This is a genomic window from Niallia sp. Man26, assembly GCF_022049065.2.
Classification (GTDB): Bacteria; Bacillota; Bacilli; order Bacillales; family Cytobacillaceae; genus Niallia.
In genome coordinates this window covers 181893-199610 of the sequence record NZ_CP095745.1, presented here as the reverse complement: position 1 = coordinate 199610, position 17718 = coordinate 181893, and the positions used below count along the sequence as shown (strand labels likewise).

At 33.5% G+C, this 17718-nt stretch carries 20 protein-coding genes and 1 pseudogene; 5 read left to right on the top strand and 16 right to left on the bottom strand.

Translation table 11 applies throughout. The annotated features are described in order from the left end of the window. Positions 1-205: 205 nt before the first annotated feature. Positions 206-670 carry a hypothetical protein gene (locus tag L8T27_RS27210; protein ID WP_237944384.1) on the bottom strand — a complete coding sequence of 155 codons (465 nt, stop codon included), beginning with the start codon at positions 668-670 and terminating at the stop codon, positions 206-208. Between the two features lie 418 nt (positions 671-1088). Between L8T27_RS27210 and L8T27_RS29025 the strand changes: the two genes are divergently transcribed. Continuing rightward, positions 1089-1166: a Cas8a1 family CRISPR/Cas system-associated protein gene (locus tag L8T27_RS29025; protein WP_435408114.1), complete on the top strand. Its 78-nt coding sequence runs from the start codon at positions 1089-1091 to the stop codon at positions 1164-1166. A gap of 61 nt (positions 1167-1227) precedes the next feature. Then, positions 1228-1506, top strand: a complete 279-nt coding sequence (locus tag L8T27_RS27205; protein WP_237944383.1) for an autorepressor SdpR family transcription factor — start codon at positions 1228-1230, stop codon at positions 1504-1506. A 158-nt stretch (positions 1507-1664) separates the two neighbouring features. Here the strand turns inward: L8T27_RS27205 and L8T27_RS27200 are convergent, their stop codons facing one another. The 4 genes from L8T27_RS27200 to L8T27_RS27185 form a co-directional block, all read right to left on the bottom strand. Continuing rightward, complete coding sequence (locus L8T27_RS27200) at positions 1665-2054, bottom strand: bleomycin resistance protein (RefSeq protein ID WP_237944382.1); 390 nt, start codon at positions 2052-2054, stop codon at positions 1665-1667. 159 nt (positions 2055-2213) lie between these two features. Then, the gene (locus L8T27_RS27195) at positions 2214-2594 is read right to left on the bottom strand and encodes a hypothetical protein (RefSeq protein WP_237944381.1); all 381 of its coding nucleotides are present in this window, start codon (positions 2592-2594) and stop codon (positions 2214-2216) included. Next, positions 2575-2796 (bottom strand): DUF6366 family protein, encoded by a 222-nt coding sequence (locus L8T27_RS27190; protein WP_237944422.1) that lies wholly within the window; start codon positions 2794-2796, stop codon positions 2575-2577. Before L8T27_RS27190 ends, L8T27_RS27195 begins: the two co-directional genes overlap by 20 nt. A gap of 177 nt (positions 2797-2973) precedes the next feature. Further along, the gene (locus tag L8T27_RS27185; protein WP_237944380.1) at positions 2974-4014 is read right to left on the bottom strand and encodes a serine hydrolase domain-containing protein; all 1041 of its coding nucleotides are present in this window, start codon (positions 4012-4014) and stop codon (positions 2974-2976) included. A gap of 376 nt (positions 4015-4390) precedes the next feature. Between L8T27_RS27185 and L8T27_RS27180 the strand changes: the two genes are divergently transcribed. Next, positions 4391-4585, top strand: a complete 195-nt coding sequence (locus L8T27_RS27180) for a hypothetical protein (protein ID WP_237944379.1) — start codon at positions 4391-4393, stop codon at positions 4583-4585. 287 nt (positions 4586-4872) lie between these two features. On the opposite strand, the gene L8T27_RS27175 is transcribed toward L8T27_RS27180, so the two are convergent. The 6 genes from L8T27_RS27175 to L8T27_RS27150 form a co-directional block, all read right to left on the bottom strand. Beyond that, positions 4873-5409 carry a DUF3916 domain-containing protein gene (locus tag L8T27_RS27175; protein WP_237944378.1) on the bottom strand — a complete coding sequence of 179 codons (537 nt, stop codon included), beginning with the start codon at positions 5407-5409 and terminating at the stop codon, positions 4873-4875. 226 nt (positions 5410-5635) lie between these two features. Then, positions 5636-6079, bottom strand: a complete 444-nt coding sequence (locus L8T27_RS27170; RefSeq protein ID WP_237944377.1) for a DinB family protein — start codon at positions 6077-6079, stop codon at positions 5636-5638. 143 nt (positions 6080-6222) lie between these two features. Next, positions 6223-6678 carry a hypothetical protein gene (locus tag L8T27_RS27165; protein ID WP_237944376.1) on the bottom strand — a complete coding sequence of 152 codons (456 nt, stop codon included), beginning with the start codon at positions 6676-6678 and terminating at the stop codon, positions 6223-6225. 22 nt (positions 6679-6700) lie between these two features. Further along, on the bottom strand, positions 6701-7222 hold the full coding sequence (locus L8T27_RS27160) for an NUDIX domain-containing protein (protein WP_237944375.1): 522 nt from the start codon (positions 7220-7222) through the stop codon (positions 6701-6703). A 2-nt stretch (positions 7223-7224) separates the two neighbouring features. Beyond that, on the bottom strand, positions 7225-8418 hold the full coding sequence (locus L8T27_RS27155) for a MerR family transcriptional regulator (protein WP_237944374.1): 1194 nt from the start codon (positions 8416-8418) through the stop codon (positions 7225-7227). Between the two features lie 564 nt (positions 8419-8982). After that, positions 8983-9276, bottom strand: a complete 294-nt coding sequence (locus L8T27_RS27150; RefSeq protein ID WP_237944373.1) for a hypothetical protein — start codon at positions 9274-9276, stop codon at positions 8983-8985. 24 nt (positions 9277-9300) lie between these two features. Between L8T27_RS27150 and L8T27_RS27145 the strand changes: the two genes are divergently transcribed. Continuing rightward, positions 9301-10424, top strand: a protein-coding gene (locus L8T27_RS27145) for an IS3 family transposase (protein WP_237944372.1) whose coding sequence is annotated in 2 segments (ribosomal slippage) — positions 9301-9547 and positions 9547-10424 — 1125 coding nt in all. Because the reading frame shifts where the segments join, the coding sequence is not laid out codon by codon here. A gap of 75 nt (positions 10425-10499) precedes the next feature. Here L8T27_RS27145 and L8T27_RS27140 read toward each other — a convergent pair. Next, positions 10500-11501: a DUF4179 domain-containing protein gene (locus tag L8T27_RS27140; RefSeq protein WP_237944371.1), complete on the bottom strand. Its 1002-nt coding sequence runs from the start codon at positions 11499-11501 to the stop codon at positions 10500-10502. Continuing rightward, on the bottom strand, positions 11464-12027 hold the full coding sequence (locus L8T27_RS27135; RefSeq protein ID WP_237944370.1) for a sigma-70 family RNA polymerase sigma factor: 564 nt from the start codon (positions 12025-12027) through the stop codon (positions 11464-11466). The genes L8T27_RS27140 and L8T27_RS27135 overlap by 38 nt, the downstream gene beginning before the upstream one ends. 773 nt (positions 12028-12800) lie before the next feature. Here L8T27_RS27135 and L8T27_RS27130 point away from each other — a divergent pair. Continuing rightward, a pseudogene (locus tag L8T27_RS27130) lies at positions 12801-13504 on the top strand (family 4 glycosyl hydrolase); the annotation flags it as partial. A 180-nt stretch (positions 13505-13684) separates the two neighbouring features. Here the strand turns inward: L8T27_RS27130 and L8T27_RS27125 are convergent. The 3 genes from L8T27_RS27125 to L8T27_RS27115 form a co-directional block, all read right to left on the bottom strand. Beyond that, the gene (locus tag L8T27_RS27125) at positions 13685-14209 is read right to left on the bottom strand and encodes an RsfA family transcriptional regulator (RefSeq protein WP_237944369.1); all 525 of its coding nucleotides are present in this window, start codon (positions 14207-14209) and stop codon (positions 13685-13687) included. A gap of 759 nt (positions 14210-14968) precedes the next feature. Then, on the bottom strand, positions 14969-17122 hold the full coding sequence (locus L8T27_RS27120; RefSeq protein WP_237944368.1) for a DUF5011 domain-containing protein: 2154 nt from the start codon (positions 17120-17122) through the stop codon (positions 14969-14971). Positions 17123-17254: 132 nt separating this feature from the next. Next, positions 17255-17488: a hypothetical protein gene (locus L8T27_RS27115; protein WP_237944367.1), complete on the bottom strand. Its 234-nt coding sequence runs from the start codon at positions 17486-17488 to the stop codon at positions 17255-17257. Positions 17489-17718 lie beyond the last annotated feature (230 nt).

The following is a 17718-nucleotide window of genomic DNA, read 5'->3' as shown; positions in this document are numbered from 1 at the left end:
AATTAATAAGGAAAATACTTCTTTTAATAAGAAAATCAGCCTTTATTTAACAACTACTTAGCCATCCGGGTTCCGTTTTGAAAGAGAAAATTGCTATAAAAATGTAAGTAATATACTTATTAGCACTGGAACTAACATAATTAGCAATATAAATGGCAAGTAAAAACGCTCAGTTTACTCTGAGCGTTTTTTGAGGTGAAATAACTTACTCAATAACAACATTCCCTACATATTGAGCACTGCCCGCCGAATTAATAAATTCAACCTCTAATACATAATTCCCTTTGTCTGTTGGAAATTTAAATTCTCTTGAGTCATCCAATGAGATTTCTGTTTGTTTGTTATCTTTTAATAGGGCAACTGTTATCTTTGGGTCAGTCCAAATATCTCCACCATTTTCTTCGTTCTCTTTAAAATCTAAAAACACCTTTTGACCTGAAAATACCTTTATTTCGTCCAGTGATGATGCGTATTCTTCGATATCTTCAATTGTTTCATGCACATCCTCACTTGCGGTATTCCAACTGATATTTGCTTCTGTTAACTGAACAGATGAAATATCGAAATTTAAATGAGCAGTTGGAACTCCCACATCATAGTCTTCGCCAAAACACCCTGTTAGTGTAAAAACAAAGAGCGTTCCTATGAATAATTTAAAAAATAATTTCATATCACACCTCATTGGTTTAATTCATCTGGTTCGTTTTGTTCAAAAAAACAGTCATACAAATTCTTTAATAATTTAAACATGAATTTTCCATTTATCTTCAAAAATATGTTCGCTAATATCCGGCTAACTACCTCAAATAAATTACATCTTTTAAATCAAATTGTTTTTCTACAATTCTTGATTGATCGAGTTAAACTCACAATTTTTCGTTATTAGTTCATAATAAGCTAATAAAACAGTTAAAACTGATAAAACACACGAAAAATTTTCATATATTTCGCTCCGCATACTTATTGCACTAATCCGCCCTGTTTCTTCCATAAGCTACTAATTCTTCGTTTATCAGGAATGCTTCCATATTTGTATCATAACATAGTGTAGTAATCCTTAAGTTATGACTATTAATGATTAGACAAAAATCTCGCATTCAAGTAAAAATCTCAAGAATTGCCCTTATTGCAATTTCTATTTATTTTTTAGCCCCATTTACTTTTAATTGTATTCACAATAACATATAGTTAAATAACTATTTGTTATTGTGAAGGGAGTTAGATAATGTGATTGATGCTTATAAAGCACTTTCAGATACTACTAGAAGAAAAATTCTAGAACTTCTGAAGGAACGGGATATGACTGTAAATGAAATTACGGGGTATTTTAACATATCGCAGCCAAGTATATCTCATCATCTCTCTATTTTAAAAAACAGTGGGTTAATTGAATCCAGTAAAGAAGGAAAGTATGTCAAATATTCATTGAATTTGACTGTCCTTCATGAAATTATGGGATGGTTTATGAAGTTGATGAATAAAGTGGAGGAAGAAAAATATAAGTAAAGCCATCAATAATTAGCATTGATGGTTTTACTTAATCCTTCTTTGACTAACCTGCCATTATTGTTACATAAAAAAACTATCCATTCGGCAGTTAGTATACACTTGTATATTCCATCTTTTGTTCCCCTTACTACATTAGATATGAATAAATATAAAAATTATGGTCTAATATTTTGTGAAAATCTCAACAAATAACCATCTGGATCTTGAACTAAAAATTCTTTTTGTATGTATTCACTATAGGTACTTACCATAACTTCTTTAAAGAGCAGAATATTATATTTCTTAATTCCATTTAGAATCTCCTCTATATCCTCTACTTCTATTTGAAAATTAATGCCTCGTCCATATGGGTAATTAAGCTCACCAGTTTGCCAAAAGCCATTATATTGCTCAATCATCATCTGTGCTCCATTTAGTGAAATAAAAGCAAATTTATCTTCTTTGCGTTCATATTCGAGTTTAAAACCCAATACACCTAGATAAAATTCTTTTGATTGCTGAATATCCTTAACTGATAATTCTGGTATTAATTTATTAAAATTCATATATTTGCTCCTTTTAACTTCTACATTTATATAATTTATACAAATGTAATATAAATCAACTACTTTGTGAAGAAGTGTACTTACACTATCCTGCCATTAGTTAGTAACATAAGAAAAGCTCCAGTTACTTGAGAAAATGGCTTTAAAAACCCCTATATATCAATAATTGTTAAAATACACAGTGTCATTAAATGTCATTCCAAAATAGCTATATTCTATATTAACATTATTTATTTCTTCATTAGAAATGATACTAACCCCATAAATTTCATCATCTTTTGAAACAGTTTCATCATCTAATGAAGTACCAGCTTTTATAGCTACCTCATCTATGTTAGTAAAACCATATGCTTTCGCTTCCTCACTCTTATAATCATCTGTTAAGACAAAACCTTGTAATGAATTACTAACTTGTAATTTCGTTTCTAAAGGCTTTTCATTGTTATTTACAGAAACATCTAATATTTTCACATCACGAAAACCATTGTTACCAATTCCAACTACAACTGAGTTATTATCTTCATTTGAAGCAAGTGCCAATCTCCAAAGGTGGATTAATTTTCAATAAAAAATATACACCACCAATAATTACTACGAAAATAAGTATCCCAGTAACTTTCCAATTTAACCCCCCCACTAAATCAGCAAGATTGCTCCCGTGAATACTACTAGAAGGACTTTTTAATTCTTCTTGTCTCATTTTTTCTCTTTTCACTTCAGGAATACCTCTGTCATTTCGCATTTTATCAACCCCTATAGTTTTAACCATCATCCCTTATACTTTTTCCTTATTAAACTCCTCTACCATAAGAAGGCTTCACTTATTACAGGAATGCAGCCCTATTGTTCCTAAGTTACTTGAAAATATAAGTCATAAATCCCTTCTTGGTTCGATGAACATCAGTTTAAGTTGCATTTTTCACAAACCAAAATCGTAAGATTTATATATATCACCAATAATTCCATTAAGCTGATGGACACCCAAATCCGTATTAGTCATTACAATCAAACCATTTTCTAAATAAGGATATGCAACTATCATACTTTGGAATCCCACTCCCCAACCAAGCGATGATATTTCAAGTTGCCCTTTTGCATCATCTAAAAATAAACCTAGTCCACTCCAGTCTTTACAACCTTGAGGAGTTATCATTTCTTGTGCTTTACTTAACGATAATCCAATTTTACTCCTACCCTTTAAAGAATTGATTAATTCCGTAACTAGAATAGATAAATCCGAAGATGTTGTCCAAAGTCCTGATGCTGCAGGATAGGGATAAATTGTATATTTGCCAGCTACTAGGTCTCCATTTTTATCGTGACCACGAGAAAAGTTTATTCCTTCAATTTCTGAAATAGACATTGTAAATGTACTGTTGTGCATCTCTAATGGTTGGAATATTAGTTCCCTTACTATATCTTTAAAAGACTTTCCGGTAGCTTCTTCTACTAGTAGTTGTATAATACAATATCCAGCATCTGAATATTGAAAATCACTTCCTGGCTCATATTGCAATTCAATAGGTACTTTATAGTAGGATGACTTTCCATTTAATAAATCAACTATTGAAGAAAAATCATCATTCGAATTAAGTTCAGTAAAACTTCCGTCAGGATCCACTATTCCAGATTGGTGACAAAGCAAGTTTCTTAATGTGACCTTTTTATTTTTAGTAAATTTATTCTCAGGTATTTTCCACGTTTTTAGCTTTTTATTAATATTCTCATCTAAATTAACAAGACCTTGTTCTGTTAGTAACATTACAAGTATGCCTGTTATAAACTTACTAATAGAACATGCACTAAAAATAGTATTACTATTTATGAATTTAGCCGATCCAGCTTCAAGCTCACCATAATGTTCCAAACTAATTTGACTATTTTTAATTACCGAAAGGCTTAAACCCGTTACGTTATAAAAATCCATACTCTCTTTAATATTTTTATTAACAAGTCCCATATCATCCCTCCATATTTATACCTATATTTTAACACTAGTGGGTATATATGGATTGATTTTCTTTTCTTCTTGTTCAACTAAACTGCCCTTTACTTCCATAAGCAGTTTTCATTTATTACAGGAATGCTGCCCTGTTTGTGACATAACAAAAGGCTTCCCCTGTATTTAAGAAAAGCCCCCTATAGTATAAGTGTATCTCTTTACAAATTTCTCCCTTTTCTTACTACGTTATAGGTTTCATCAACCTTTATAGCCATATATTTTACCAGTCTTGTCTTCAGATACTTGTGATATAATTTATAGAAATTAACATATTTTCACATAATTGTTTTTTATTAATCATAAATTTTTCCATTATTATGAAGGAGGAATAAAAATGAATGAAGAACAAGGGAACACACTAATAGACTATATAGGTGTAATGTCTGATAACCTTACTAATGGTACCAATAACCTAACCGAACAATTAATTAACATATTTAATGTAACAAATATACTATTAGGTATTATTGCTGTATCTTTAGTTACATTCACTATTGTTAAAATAATAGAGATTAAAAAATCCAAATAATAATTCTAAATAAAGAGCAATTATTAAATTGCTCTTTTCTTTTATGTAATTTTTATGTAATGATTCTTCTTGCTACTATTTGTAGCTCTTCCAATTATTCAATCTAGATACTTATCTTAGGTTATTTTAAACTATCCTTCTTGCGCTAAACTGCCATTATAGGGCCATAAGAAATTTAACAAAAGGGCATTAATCCTTATTCGATTAAATCCCTGAGTACTTTAAGTGTAAGATTTCACAAAGTTATAAAAGTATAGTAGCAGCTTGGTTTTAAGAATACTATTAATCTAATTTAACTCACCAATAAACCAGATTTCTCCTTCATGATTGAAGTCATGGTCTGAAACTATTTCCTTGAAACCCCGAACATTTAAATCAGAAGATAAAACAATATTCCACTCTTTTAATAAATTTCTTTCACAACCAAGGGGTATCCATTTTTGTTCTGTTGAGTTTCTCTCGAAAAAACTATCAAACCAACTTTTATCTGGAATTACTACAATCTGTGAGTCAAACAAATGGGGTAATGATACAATCGCATAAATGCAATAATCACTTTGTTCTTTCGTCTTTTTGTTTATTAAATGTTCGACCCGTTCAATTAATTTTTGCATAATATCTCGTCTGAATTTGTTCGGAGTGTTTATCGAATCTATGTACTCTTGGCTGAATGGTAAGTGTAAATGCCAATAACCTAAACCATAATCATTGGGATTAGGCATTGTTTTGGTTAAGTCAGTTAAATCCTCTACAAAAGTATTGTATCTTCTCCTAAAACCCCTAACTTTCTTTTTGGAGCCGTTATCAAATTTCCATCGAACCACACTAAATCCTCCTATTTTTGCTCTTGAAGTATAAGTAATAATAACACATATTTTTTCAATCTCTAATATTCAAAGTTATAGATACTTTGTGAATAAATCTACTTAAAGTATCCTGCCCTGATTGTGACATAAGAGTGGTTATTTTCAGTTATTACAGGAATGCTGCCCTGTTACTTAAAGTAGAAAAAAGCATTACTGATGCTTCAGTAATGCCCCGTTAACTCAATTAAATCAAGATTTGCTTGTTAATATGATGCTCCATATGGTTAAGGTAGTCCTGTATAAGCCATTGTAATGTTTTTTGAGTATTCCCAATATCACAAAGATAGGTTAATTTCTCGGAAGGAATATTCTTAATGATATTAATCACTTGCTTATTGAGGTTTTGAAAAAGAGTCAGTATTTCATCAAGTGGTCTTTCTTGATAATTCTGAACTACGACCCATTGTTCTTGATTATACGATTTGATGACATAAGGTTGCTCCGTATATTGAATCTCTACAAACCTCTGAATATTATTTATTGCAGAGTCACAAAGATGTCCTAATATCTCTTTTTTAGACCATTTATTTGGTAATGGACGATTTGATATTTCTATATCTGACATAGAGTTGTATTTCTTTGGTAATGCTTGTATCCAGTGGTTTATTTCATTAATTATATTCTCCACTCTCAACACCCCTTTAACATGTATCTAAAAATCAATATTCTTCTTATCCATTAATACTCCATCTTAACTAAAATGCCAATATAGTTATTGCCTGTTCAGTTTTTTGAGAAGCTCTCTCTTTTTTAAAACGGTTCAACTTAATTTCAAATACACACTTGGTTGCTCTTCTTATCCATTGTCTTTACTACTAGTGGAATATCCTCAATTCGTTTATAAACTTGAAGGCCCTTCTCCCTTGCCACCTTTACCATTTCATCAGCTCCTTGCGACACTCCTCCAACCCGTAGCACTGCGTTACAGTGGTCAAGTAGCCGAACAGAAGAAGGATGGAAAATTCGATTAAAAATTTCATCCCCAATATTCGTTGATCCGGCTGTCGCGATAATAGGTAGTGCATACCATTCCCCAAGGACCGGCAAGTGTCCTAGTTCGTAAACTTGAAGAGCAATTTCATTCATAAATTGGACATGCTGTTCAATTAATTTAGGGTCGTCATTTGTACCGGAACGGTAAGGACCTGCAACAAGGATATGTAGAGGTTTCTGAAGCTTTTTCTTTACCTTAAGTAGTCCATGGATTTGCAGGTATTGAAGCAACATGATCGTTTTGCCGTCCCGGATTTCACCGGTTTGGAGCTTTATGAAACGGAAGTTCGATCACTTCGATGTTTTCCTGCTCCTCTTCCAAACCTCCACCCTGTCCCTCTAGCAGATCCTCCGTATACTCAGCCACAAAAAAGTACAGAAGTTCTGTTACGGATCCCGGTGACATATAAGCCTCGCCAACCTTTTGAACACGGTTGACTTGGTATCCCGTTTCTTCCCTAGTCTCTCTCAAAATACTTTCTTCTGGTGTTTCTTTATCAAGAAGACCTGCACAGGTTTCAATAAGCATTCCCGACTCATTGCCATTTTGATAAGTAGGCATCCGAAACTGTTTAGTCAGTACCACAGTTTGTTTTTGCCGATTATACAGCAAAATCGTAGCACCGTTCCCGCGGTCATAAACTTCACGGGATTGTGTCTCCCACTCTTCGTTTTCCTTTTTATAATCAAACGTAACCTTTTTAAGCAAGTACCAATTATTCGATAGAAGTTCTTCGTTTATGTTTCTTACTCTTAGTTTTTCGTTTTCCATTGTCATCGTCATTTCCTCCCTAGAAAAATTCCATTCTCTTTTGTCATTTCCATTATTCCACTCTGCTTAAGAGTTTGGTTGATATAAGAGCGAAATTCGTCAATCGCATCTCCAGAAAGCTTTTCACGGATGATCATGGGTGTCGATATCATATAGTTAATTAGAGTTTCAGCTTCGGTGACCAGTAGACGATCTTCATATTGGAGTAGTTGGATATCTTTGAAGTAATCCGACAATAATCTTTCTCCGTTATCAAGGTGAAATCGATAAATGACGTCGTCTAGAACGCGTAATTGGGAATCGAACCCCGCAGCTAAATGGTCTATTTCTTGAAGATGCCGCGTGCTCATAGTAGAGAGACACACCACACCGCCTGGTTTTAATACACGATTCATCTCTTGGAGCGCCCTTGGCATATCAGGTACGTGATAGAGCATATTGTTCGCGATGACCAAATCAAACTGTCCGTCATGAAAAGGGATTTGCTGCGTATCAACAGCCAAAAATTTAAACTGCGCTTCTCTACCAGCCAAGTTGCACCGTGCTTCCTCCACCATCCCAATCGAAATATCAGTAAGCGTGATGCGCCAATTGCTTGGAAGTATTTCAGCGTTTCTTACCCAAAAGGTACCATCTCCACAGCCTAATTCGAGAACATGGGCATCGTTGTTGCCTACCTTTAACTGATTAAAAACCCAACGATGCCAGCCAAGAGGGTTGGTACTGAACTTATCGTACAGGTTTATCCTGGATTGAAGTAGGGACGCAGTACGATACTGCTCCCCCCAGTTCTGCTCCATCTGTATGGCTTGAATAACATCTACCAATTGATCTATTTCATGGGATCCATTTGTCGTAATCTCCATTATTTTTTGAATTGCGCGAACAACGTGTACCATATGAGCGATTTTCTGGTAAATAACATCACGTTGCGCCTGTAAAGAGTGTTTAATCTCTCCTTTAGATTGAGTATCAGTATCCAGAATGTCCTGAATTTCTTGAAGAGACAGACCTAAATACTTCAGTACATGAATCCGCTGAAGTCGTATTATGTCTTCCTTTGTATACAAACGAGTTGAACCTGTACCATATTCTTGGGGAATTAATAGACCAATTTGATCATAATATCGTAATGTCCTAACGGTTATCCCAGTACTTTTAGCAAGTTGTCCGGTCGTCAAATAATCTCTTTTTTTCGTCAAAACCTTCCCTCCTTTATCACGAAATCTCCTTCAATACATTCTACAAATTTCATTGTACATGGTAACGTAACGTCACCTTCAAGCAAAAATTCCACTTTTTCATTTCGATATACCACTTACCTGGTTGTAATCGTGCACTCAAAAGAACCCCTCCAAAAAACTTATTAAGGATATGTGATTATCCACTATTTTCCAATAACCACTTCTTTCACTATTCTGCCATGTTAGTGCCGAAACAAAAAAGGACATTTATCCTTTATGGATTAATGTCCCCGATATCTTAGTACATTTACTTTCTGTCTTATGTTGTGATATAAAATTAATTTAGCTATAAAATCCTGTTAATACTAAAATATATACCAATATTGCTGAAAAAGAAATTCCCGTTAAAACTGCAAAACCTGTACTTGTCTTTTTTCTTGTATTAAACCAAACTGTTATTGCCATGATAATGGTAAAAATTAATCCGAAAAACAAGGAAGCGTATGAATTTGTAGGTTGTATCCAATCATACCAATGTAGAATACTCAAATAATCACTCCCTTAACTTTTTAAATTTAGGAACTATATAGACAAAATCTCTTTCATTTCTATGCTGATTAGGGTGTATGCAGACATTTCCCCTTGCATAAATCCACTTCTGTAATCCATCTCATCCTCTTTCCATTTATCCTTAAATAATTCCGCTAACTTTTCAAACTTATCTGCGTTAACCTTTAAAAGTGACAGCTTATTATTCGCCTCAGAATGGAGGATTACTTGCAGATCAACTATAATTTTCTCATAGCCTAAAGCCATACCTTCTGAATCGGCTACACTAAGTTGGACAGAATTTATAAGGGCTAGTACACTAAACATACTAACCTAAAGGAGCTTGGTACAATGCCGCGCCAACGTAGAACTTTTACAGCCGAATTTAAACTTCCATTAGTAAAGCTATATGAAAATGGAAAGTCCCGTGCGGATATCTGCCGAGAGTATGAAATCACACCATCCTCATTAGATCGTTGGATTAAAAATCATCAAGAAACTGGATCCTTTTCTGCGAAAGATAATCGTACAGAGGAAGAGAACGAGTTAATGAGATTGCGCAAAGAAAACCAACGCTTAATGATGGAGAATGACATTTTAAAGCAAGCTGCGCTGATCATGGGACGAAAATAAATGTGATTCGAAATAACACACACAAATATTCAGTATCAGCAATGTGTAACGTCCTCCATATACCCAAAAGTAGTTACTACTATCAAGCCAATTTGTGCGAAAAAGAAGCCCATGAAAGAGAAGAAGTGGAGCTTTCCAATGAAATTCAACGCATTTTTAAGGGAAGTCGTTGTAACTATGGTACTCGCAAACTCAAAGTAGAGTTAAAGAAGCAAAACTGGATCGTTTCTCGTCGTCGAATCGGTCGGATTATGAAACAACTAGGCTTGGTATCGAATTATACGGTGGCACAATACAAGCCATATAAACAATCCAGTAATGAAGCTCCTACCCGAAACGAGTTAAAACGTCCATTTAACCAAGAAGAAGCATTAACAGTAGTTGTAAGTGATTTAACATACGTCCGTGTCGAGAAAAAATGGCATTACGTATGCTTATTTGTCGATCTTTTCAACCGAGAAATTATCGGCTATAGTGCTGGTCCAAATAAGACAGCTGACCTGGTATATAAAGCATTGGCAAGCATTAAAGGTAACTTGCATAACATTCAAATGTTTCATACAGACCGAGGAAAAGAGTTTGATAATAAACTACTTTCCGAGGCTTTAGAAACATTTGGGATTCAAAGATCTTTGAGTACAAAGGGATGTCCATACGATAACGCCGTCGCCGAAGCCATGTTCAAAGTCTTCAAAACGGAATTCGCAAATGGAGCACATTTTACTTCTCTTGAACAGCTAAAACTGGAATTAAATGATTATGTTCATTGGTTTAACCATATTCGAATTCATGGAACACTCGGTTACTTAACGCCAGTAGAATTCAAGAAACAGGCCTTATAAAAGTTGTCCAGTTTGGTGTTGACATTCCAGCTAGTATTGTCTCACAACATAAGGACTTCTCGCCAAGACTAGTATTTATGGAATTGCTACCTTAAATGGTTCCAACTTATATTCTTTCCATTCTCTATGATCATCGCCCTTTTGAATTTCAAATTTAGCATAAGGGATAACTGTCAATTCATCCACATTAGGACCGATTGGTTCAAATAATTGTTTACCGTACTTTGAGCTAATTTCCTTTAACTGTTTGTTAGAGGAATCGACAACCTGAAATTCAATTGCTACGTCTCTTGCATATTCACTAATAACATCGGTTAGATTATTTTTTTCCTTATACTGGGCATCATATGAAATAAGTAATCCAGGAGTTCCCCACTTAAAATTATGTATCTCATACTTCAAGTTATCTACTTGTTGAGACTTTGAAATATCTATCTTATTTTCATATTGGGCTTTTACAACTGTCTTCTTAAACTCAAATAACTCTCCTTGTTTACCTTCAAATGTTACTCCTAATTCAAGTGTATCAGGGTTAAAACTATAGTAATTAATATGTAAAATTCCTGTCCAATTTGTTAGTGAACTTTTGCTTAATGTAACCCCAGCATTAGATGAAGGGAGTTCCCCTTTCCAATTATGATTAATATTAAAATAATCTGAGTCGATTGGATTCTCAGAATCAATTGAAAAGCTTGCTGTTGCCCTTGCATCATCAAAATAGACTTCTCCAAATGTTATTGTAATTCCATTGATAGTTTTAGATTCTCCTGAAAAATCAGTAAACCCTGCTTCAGAAACATTTTTCAATCCAATATCACCTATGTTTTTATAGATTTGACCAATTAATGGAATAGACGAAACAACTTGTGCCATTGCAGGTGAAACAGATGCGGAGCCTATAAGAATGCTAAACCCCAATGCTGCTGCTCCAACACAAATAGTAACTTTACTTAATAGAGTTTTTTTTCTCTTTATCTTCTTCTCCGAACCGATTTTAGATATGATTACGTCTAACTTTTCTGTTGGAACATGAATAGAATCAAACTCTTCCTTGAATGATGGAAATTTGTCTGTCATCTTTGTAAACCCCCTTCATTTTCCCCTTGAGTACCTCAATTCCCCTGCTAATATTCGTCTTAACAGTGCCTTCTGGGCATTCTAAAATAACAGCAATCTGTGGGATTGTATAATCCTGATAGTACCTTAGTAACAAGACTGTCTTATATTTCTCATCTATTTCGTTTAATGCATTAATTAAGTCAATTTGAACATCCGTTCTATCCTCCATTTTGTAACTAGCCATATTGTCTAATATTTCTTTGTTTAGCAATACCACATTCTTCTTCTTTCGTAGAGTTGAAATTGATGTATTGATTAGAATTCTGATAATCCATGTTGAAAAATACAGTTCCTCTTTGAGCTTTTTTATTGATTTAAAAGCCAGATAAACCGTTTCCTGGAAAACTTCCAAAGCCTCATCTTCATTTTTCATGTATATATAGGCCATTTTATATAGTTTCTCTTTTTCCATATGGATCAATTCTTGAAAAGCAACTGCATCCCCTTTTTTAGCCTTGATTATTAATTTCAGCTTTTCTTCCACTTTTGCCTCTCCTTTCTTTACTAACTGTTAGATAAATGAACATTTCAATTCGTTTCAACTTTTTTAAAAAATAACTATTACAAAAGTTAAATGGAAAGTTAATTAAAAAAAAGTGGGTGGGATTTTTTAAAACTCGAAGGAAATCTCTAAAATAGCCTGAATAACACTCTCTATCTAAAAAATTGTTACATAGTTTGTAGAGTAGTGCTTTTGTTCATGAAAAAAAGAGGGGGATTTATGATTGTATAACGTTTGTTTTTCCTATATATATCGTAATATTGATTAATGGAAACTCTGTAAAGCCAAAATATAAATGAGCTTGTGTTTATCCCTTCTATGTACAAGAAACCCCGATATTAAGATTCTTGAACAATTTCCTTAGCATCTTGAGGATTTTCCCCCATCGAGCATAGCTATTGATATATTTCGTTTGATAATTTTGTTATTTCTTCATTTGAGGGCTGCACCATTTTCACTCCTTTCATCACTTATAACGAAACTGAGCTGACTATGTATACAAAAATGTTAATTGTTTATATAAAATAAAAAAGAGCCTTACCTAATAAGTAAAGCTCTACATTTAATAATATTTCGTCTAATCTTTTAATTAACATGAGCCATCAAGATATCTTCTCACCTTTTAGTTGTATATAGTACTTCTCTCACCATGTTTTACAAAATAGTATTATCTTGTTTATTTCTATACGTTTATTTATTAATTAGGTTTCACAAAAATAGTTTAATTTTTTAGGTTAACCTTCCGGGTTTCTTCCATTGCTGAATCATTGAGACTTACAGCGGAGACAGAAACTGTAGGTGATGATACTGGTGCAAGGCTCTTTACAACGATTTCATAAGCTACCAACTATACAATATTTTTGGCTATGTACCAACCTGTACTTCTCATACCAAGGAATATGTTCCTTATTGGCAAGGGCTCGGAAAGCTAAAAGATACGATACCACCATTATCCATTTGGGAAACGGAAGACCGTTATAAACGACATAATGAGATGTGGCACCAGATTGATAGCTTCCTTAGTGGTAAAACACCTAACAGCGAGTATATGAATACATTTGGACCAGATCATGCTACAGATATTATTGAAAGTATGGTGGGCGGATTAGGGAAAACGTTCTACCATAACACACTTAATCAAGGTGCCATAACCAATATGAATGATGAATCTTTCCTTGAATTGTTATGCGAAGTCAATATGGATGGAATAATACCTTTACTTAGTGGTGAAATGCCCCGAGGAATTCGAGGCATGGAAGAGTTAGTGTTGGATACACATGAACATACAGCTGAAGTAGTTGTTGAAGGAAGCTATAACAAGCTTAGAAGAGCCATGTTGACAGATCCTCTTGTTAACTCCATTGCTGATGCAGAACAAATCATTGAGGGATTATTAGAATTAGAAAGGAATATCATCCCTAAACAATGGTATGAAAGAAAGCTTGAAACGCATTGCTAGTGTTATAAATCAATTAAACTGTTGGATTGATTCTTGAGTTTCTTTTACTACTATCTTAAAAAATAAACAAAATAAATTATTTACTACTTAATTGTTTATGGCTGAAAAAAATAATGCAAATAAGCAGCAAGGTGCAACCAAGCTGCTTATTTTATCAATAAGTTAGTTACGGTAACATGTTTAATTTCTTCTTTCAAAAAGGACCATTTCCCTTGCCTTCTCCATCAAGCTTAATAAATCTTTATGTGAGGTATTTAACTCAGAAAGTTCCTTTTGGAGCTTTTTATTTTCAGTAAGTAAGTCAGATATAGTTTTTTCAAATTCCTCTACTTTATGAAGCTCTAAAGCCTTCTTATTTATCACTTTTAAATATTGTATAATCTGTTCAAACTCATCATCATCTTTTATTGCTGAAGCAGGGAGTTGTTCTTCTTTCTCTTCTAATATTGGTTTTTCAATTGTAATAAGTACTCCTTTTTTGAGCTGCTTTCTATGATTTTTTGCAATCGTAATGTCATCCTTATATTGTTTCCGAAGAAATGAGTTCCAACGAAATCCGCAAGCAGCAGACGATCTAGATAATTCTCTCCCCACTTCTTCAAATGCCTGAAGTTGTGTTCCACCTTCTTTGATTAAACGGAGAACAACATCTACTAATAATTTGTCTTCTTCCTCTTTCCAGGCATCTTGTCTTGTAGAAGTCATTACTAATCACTCCTATTCTAATTTTAGAATATTAATTATTATGCAGAGCAAAGAAAACATAGAATAGAAACATGCTTTTTGCTAATAATCTTTATATTCCCGAAACTAAATGTAGATTCCGCCACAACGTTATTATTTGGGAATCCTTTCATACTTAGAGAGCGGCCAATCTGGAAGACCGCTAAGGTTTAGTTGATAAGGTGATTTTTAAACTTGCTACCATGGTCGGTGTGAAACAGCTGTATATCCCGCAGATCACCTTGAATGGAAAAAAGCTCGTGAGACAAGGCTCGAATCTTTGTTGGGCCCTGTGCTGAAGCCAATGATTTCGCGATAGAAATCGTCAAAGATACATACGTAACGTAATGCCATTATTTTTGACTTTATCGTATGCTAAATTACTGACGACTATTTTTTTTACTTCTGTTTGCTGAAACTTACATTTCTATTCGTTTGGCTGAGCTGAATCATTACACAGGGAGTTTTCTGTGGCTTGAACGGTGTGCTACTTTGTAGGAAGATACAAGCCCATAATCTTTCATGATAGAATCAATTCGTTTCAATTCATAATTACCTTTCCTAATGAAACTTCTTAATAATAAAAGTTTGGCTTCCCACCTTAGGTACAGATAAAACTCTAAAAAGAAAAGCATTAATCCTACTGGATCAATGCTTCTAGTAATATATCGAGTATTTTTAGTTATTAAACTCTAAATAAGTGACAAATATCTTCTTAGGATTTCTTTAATCCATGCTGTGCTATTTTACTGTTATCTTTCTTTTTACAGTAGTTTTATTTCCTGACTTGTCAATAACAGAGTATGTTACTGTGTAACTCCCCTTCCTATTCGTATTCACTATACCAGTTATTTTAATGTTTTTGGTCAAATTACCGTCTACATTATCTTTCGCTGTAACTCCTTTTTGGGGGTTAAATGAGGAGTGTTTTTTAATTGTTTTGTTGTTCGCTCCTGATATTACTGGCTTAACATTATCTCTTACAGTTACTTTACGTGTAAGCTTGGAAGTATTACCCTTGTTGTCTTTTATACTATAAGTAAGAGTATAAACTCCTTTAACCTTAGTGTTTACTTTTCCAGTGACTATAATATTTTTAGAGATATTCCCATCTATATTATCTTCTGCAGATACTCCCTCTTTTGGATCAAATTTAGAATTAATATTGATTGTTTTATCTTTGACCCCACGTAGAACAGGTCTCACATTATCATAAACAGTAATTTTTCTAGTAATTATCGTTTTATTTTCAAAACTGTCTTGCGCTGAATATATTATTTTATAAGTACCAGGCATTTTAACATCAACTTCTCCACTTATGTCAATCCATCTGGTTAGGTTACCTTCTGAAATATCAAAGGCTGTGACACCCTCTTTAGCGTCAAAAGACCCTCCCATCGGAATAGAAACGTCTTGTACTCCACTTATCTCAGGTCCGGTAGTTTTTTCTTTTCTAGTTGCAGTGAATGTATAAGTTGCTGTGTCCCCATACTCACCTTTTGGAGAGGAGACCACAATAGCATACCTTTCTTGTTTCCATACAAAGAAAGTATAGACTGTTTCTTCCCCTTCTTTGGTGATTACTGGTTTTACATATGGGTTGGATACTGAAATATCAACAGGTGTTTTTGACTTTATACGTATTTGCATTACTCCAGTAAAATTAGGATCATGATAATAATAACCATCTTTGTCAAAAGAATAATCTATTGTAGATGTAAATGGTTGTTCTAAGGGCAAGTCTATAGTATTAACATCATTAGGAGATACGTAAGTTAGTTTTAATGTGTAGTTACCTTTCTTTAGACTTTTTTCCTGTCCTCCCCAACTATTGTATCTATAAACTTTAAAATAGTAGGTTCCAGGTTGTAACACATCAGAAGTTTGCTGGAATTTATCTTTTCCTATTTTGGATTCTCCATATATTTCTTCTATAAATTCACCTTGTTCATTCAATCCCTTAATAATACCAATATCTAATTGGTCATGGTTGCCCTCAAAAGCTACTTTTTTAGGTTCTGTTAAAACAAACTTATACCAGTCAACATCAAATTCATCTTCAAATTTAAAATTATACATCTTATCTGGCTCTATAAGTTTTGCTTCTTGTAAAACATCATTTGGTTCACCGAACACGTCTTGCTCTACTTTAACATCTGTAGGATAAGTGAACTTTATATTATAGGATTCCAGTTCATCTGTGGGAGATCCAACAGTTATATAATAAATTCCAGGAGTTACCCAAGCAAATGGCTCTATATATTGTCCATCAGGATTATGTCCCATCCTCCAAGTTACATTTTTCCCGGTACTATCATACACTTGAATAAATGGTTTTTCATTTGATACTGTTCCAAAAATTTGTCCTTCCTTTGTGACGTTAATCTTATATATATTACGATCACCTTTATACTCTAACTTACTCGCAGCTTCCTTCCCGCTTTGGAGAGGGTAAGCTAAACCATTAGTGTCATTAGGTTCATTCCATTCGTCCCAACTTGGATTATCATTAGGCATAATAACTTTAAATTGGTAATTACTCGTCTTTTCAGGGATATTAATTAACATTTTGACCTTTAAGTAGTAACGATGTCCTTTTTCAACTTGAAAAACAGAAGGATCGCGAATCATATCCATAGAATTCATATTTTCATCATAAAGGACCGCCCATATCCTAGCATCATCTATCTGAGTAATAGCCATGTCTCCACTTGACGTAGGAGTTATTTCATAAGTATTAATTTGCCCTTCTTGTTCAATAGCCCCTGTTAATAAATTATCTTTATTAGGAATATACTTAATTGTATTCTCAATCTTATTATCTGCCAATGATTGATGAGGTAATAATAATAATATTAAGGAAAAAATTAGTCCGTAACAGAATACCTTTTTCATAGTATTGTTTTCCACTCTCGCTTCATGATATTTTTATGGTTAGTTTATCACAGGTTTACAGTTACAACTATTCCTTTTTTTTGTTAAAAAAAGGAATAAAAAAGCTGCCAAAGCAGCTAATGTCTTTAATATTTATGATTTAGTCTTTTTTGCAAATATACATAACAACATGACTAAAACAGCGATGAGAGAAATAATGATAGAATACTTAAAAATAGCAAAGAAATGCTCAGAATAAGGGATTTCAGTAACTGATGTCCAACCCTCTTCATCTGTCTCACTTATTTCTCGATTCTTAAAGATTACTAATAGGCAAAATGAAACAATAAATGTATAAATCCCCGTTTTCACTAGTTTTTTTTCCAATCTAATGTCCCCCTGTTTAAAAGCAACTTCTTACTTTAAACAATTTACCAGATTATCACAAAAAATGAAATCAACTTATTAAATAGGAATAAAACCCTTTACTGGACTATTAAAAAAGAGGTGAACAAATGAGATATAAAGAATACGAAAACAAATAGTTATCCTTTTTTCTGATAATTTCTTCAGAACGCCCTCGGTCTTCTTCACGAAAAAGGGAATAAGCTGAAACC

Excerpts from the sequence above, each read along its gene's own strand:
- L8T27_RS27180 (WP_237944379.1), top strand. The coding sequence starts at position 4,391 with ATGAATGAAGAACAAGGGAACACACTAATAGACTATATAGGTGTAATG.
- L8T27_RS27165 (WP_237944376.1), bottom strand. The coding sequence starts at position 6,678 with ATGTTGCTTCAATACCTGCAAATCCATGGACTACTTAAGGTAAAGAAA.
- L8T27_RS27190 (WP_237944422.1), bottom strand. The coding sequence starts at position 2,796 with ATGCGAAATGACAGAGGTATTCCTGAAGTGAAAAGAGAAAAAATGAGA.
- L8T27_RS27200 (WP_237944382.1), bottom strand. The coding sequence starts at position 2,054 with ATGAATTTTAATAAATTAATACCAGAATTATCAGTTAAGGATATTCAG.
- L8T27_RS27160 (WP_237944375.1), bottom strand. The coding sequence starts at position 7,222 with ATGACAATGGAAAACGAAAAACTAAGAGTAAGAAACATAAACGAAGAA.
- L8T27_RS27210 (WP_237944384.1), bottom strand. The coding sequence starts at position 670 with ATGAAATTATTTTTTAAATTATTCATAGGAACGCTCTTTGTTTTTACA.
- L8T27_RS27150 (WP_237944373.1), bottom strand. The coding sequence starts at position 9,276 with ATGTTTAGTGTACTAGCCCTTATAAATTCTGTCCAACTTAGTGTAGCC.
- L8T27_RS27125 (WP_237944369.1), bottom strand. The coding sequence starts at position 14,209 with ATGACTTCTACAAGACAAGATGCCTGGAAAGAGGAAGAAGACAAATTA.
- L8T27_RS27140 (WP_237944371.1), bottom strand. The coding sequence starts at position 11,501 with ATGACAGACAAATTTCCATCATTCAAGGAAGAGTTTGATTCTATTCAT.
- L8T27_RS27185 (WP_237944380.1), bottom strand. The coding sequence starts at position 4,014 with ATGGGACTTGTTAATAAAAATATTAAAGAGAGTATGGATTTTTATAAC.
- L8T27_RS27120 (WP_237944368.1), bottom strand. The coding sequence starts at position 17,122 with ATGAAAAAGGTATTCTGTTACGGACTAATTTTTTCCTTAATATTATTA.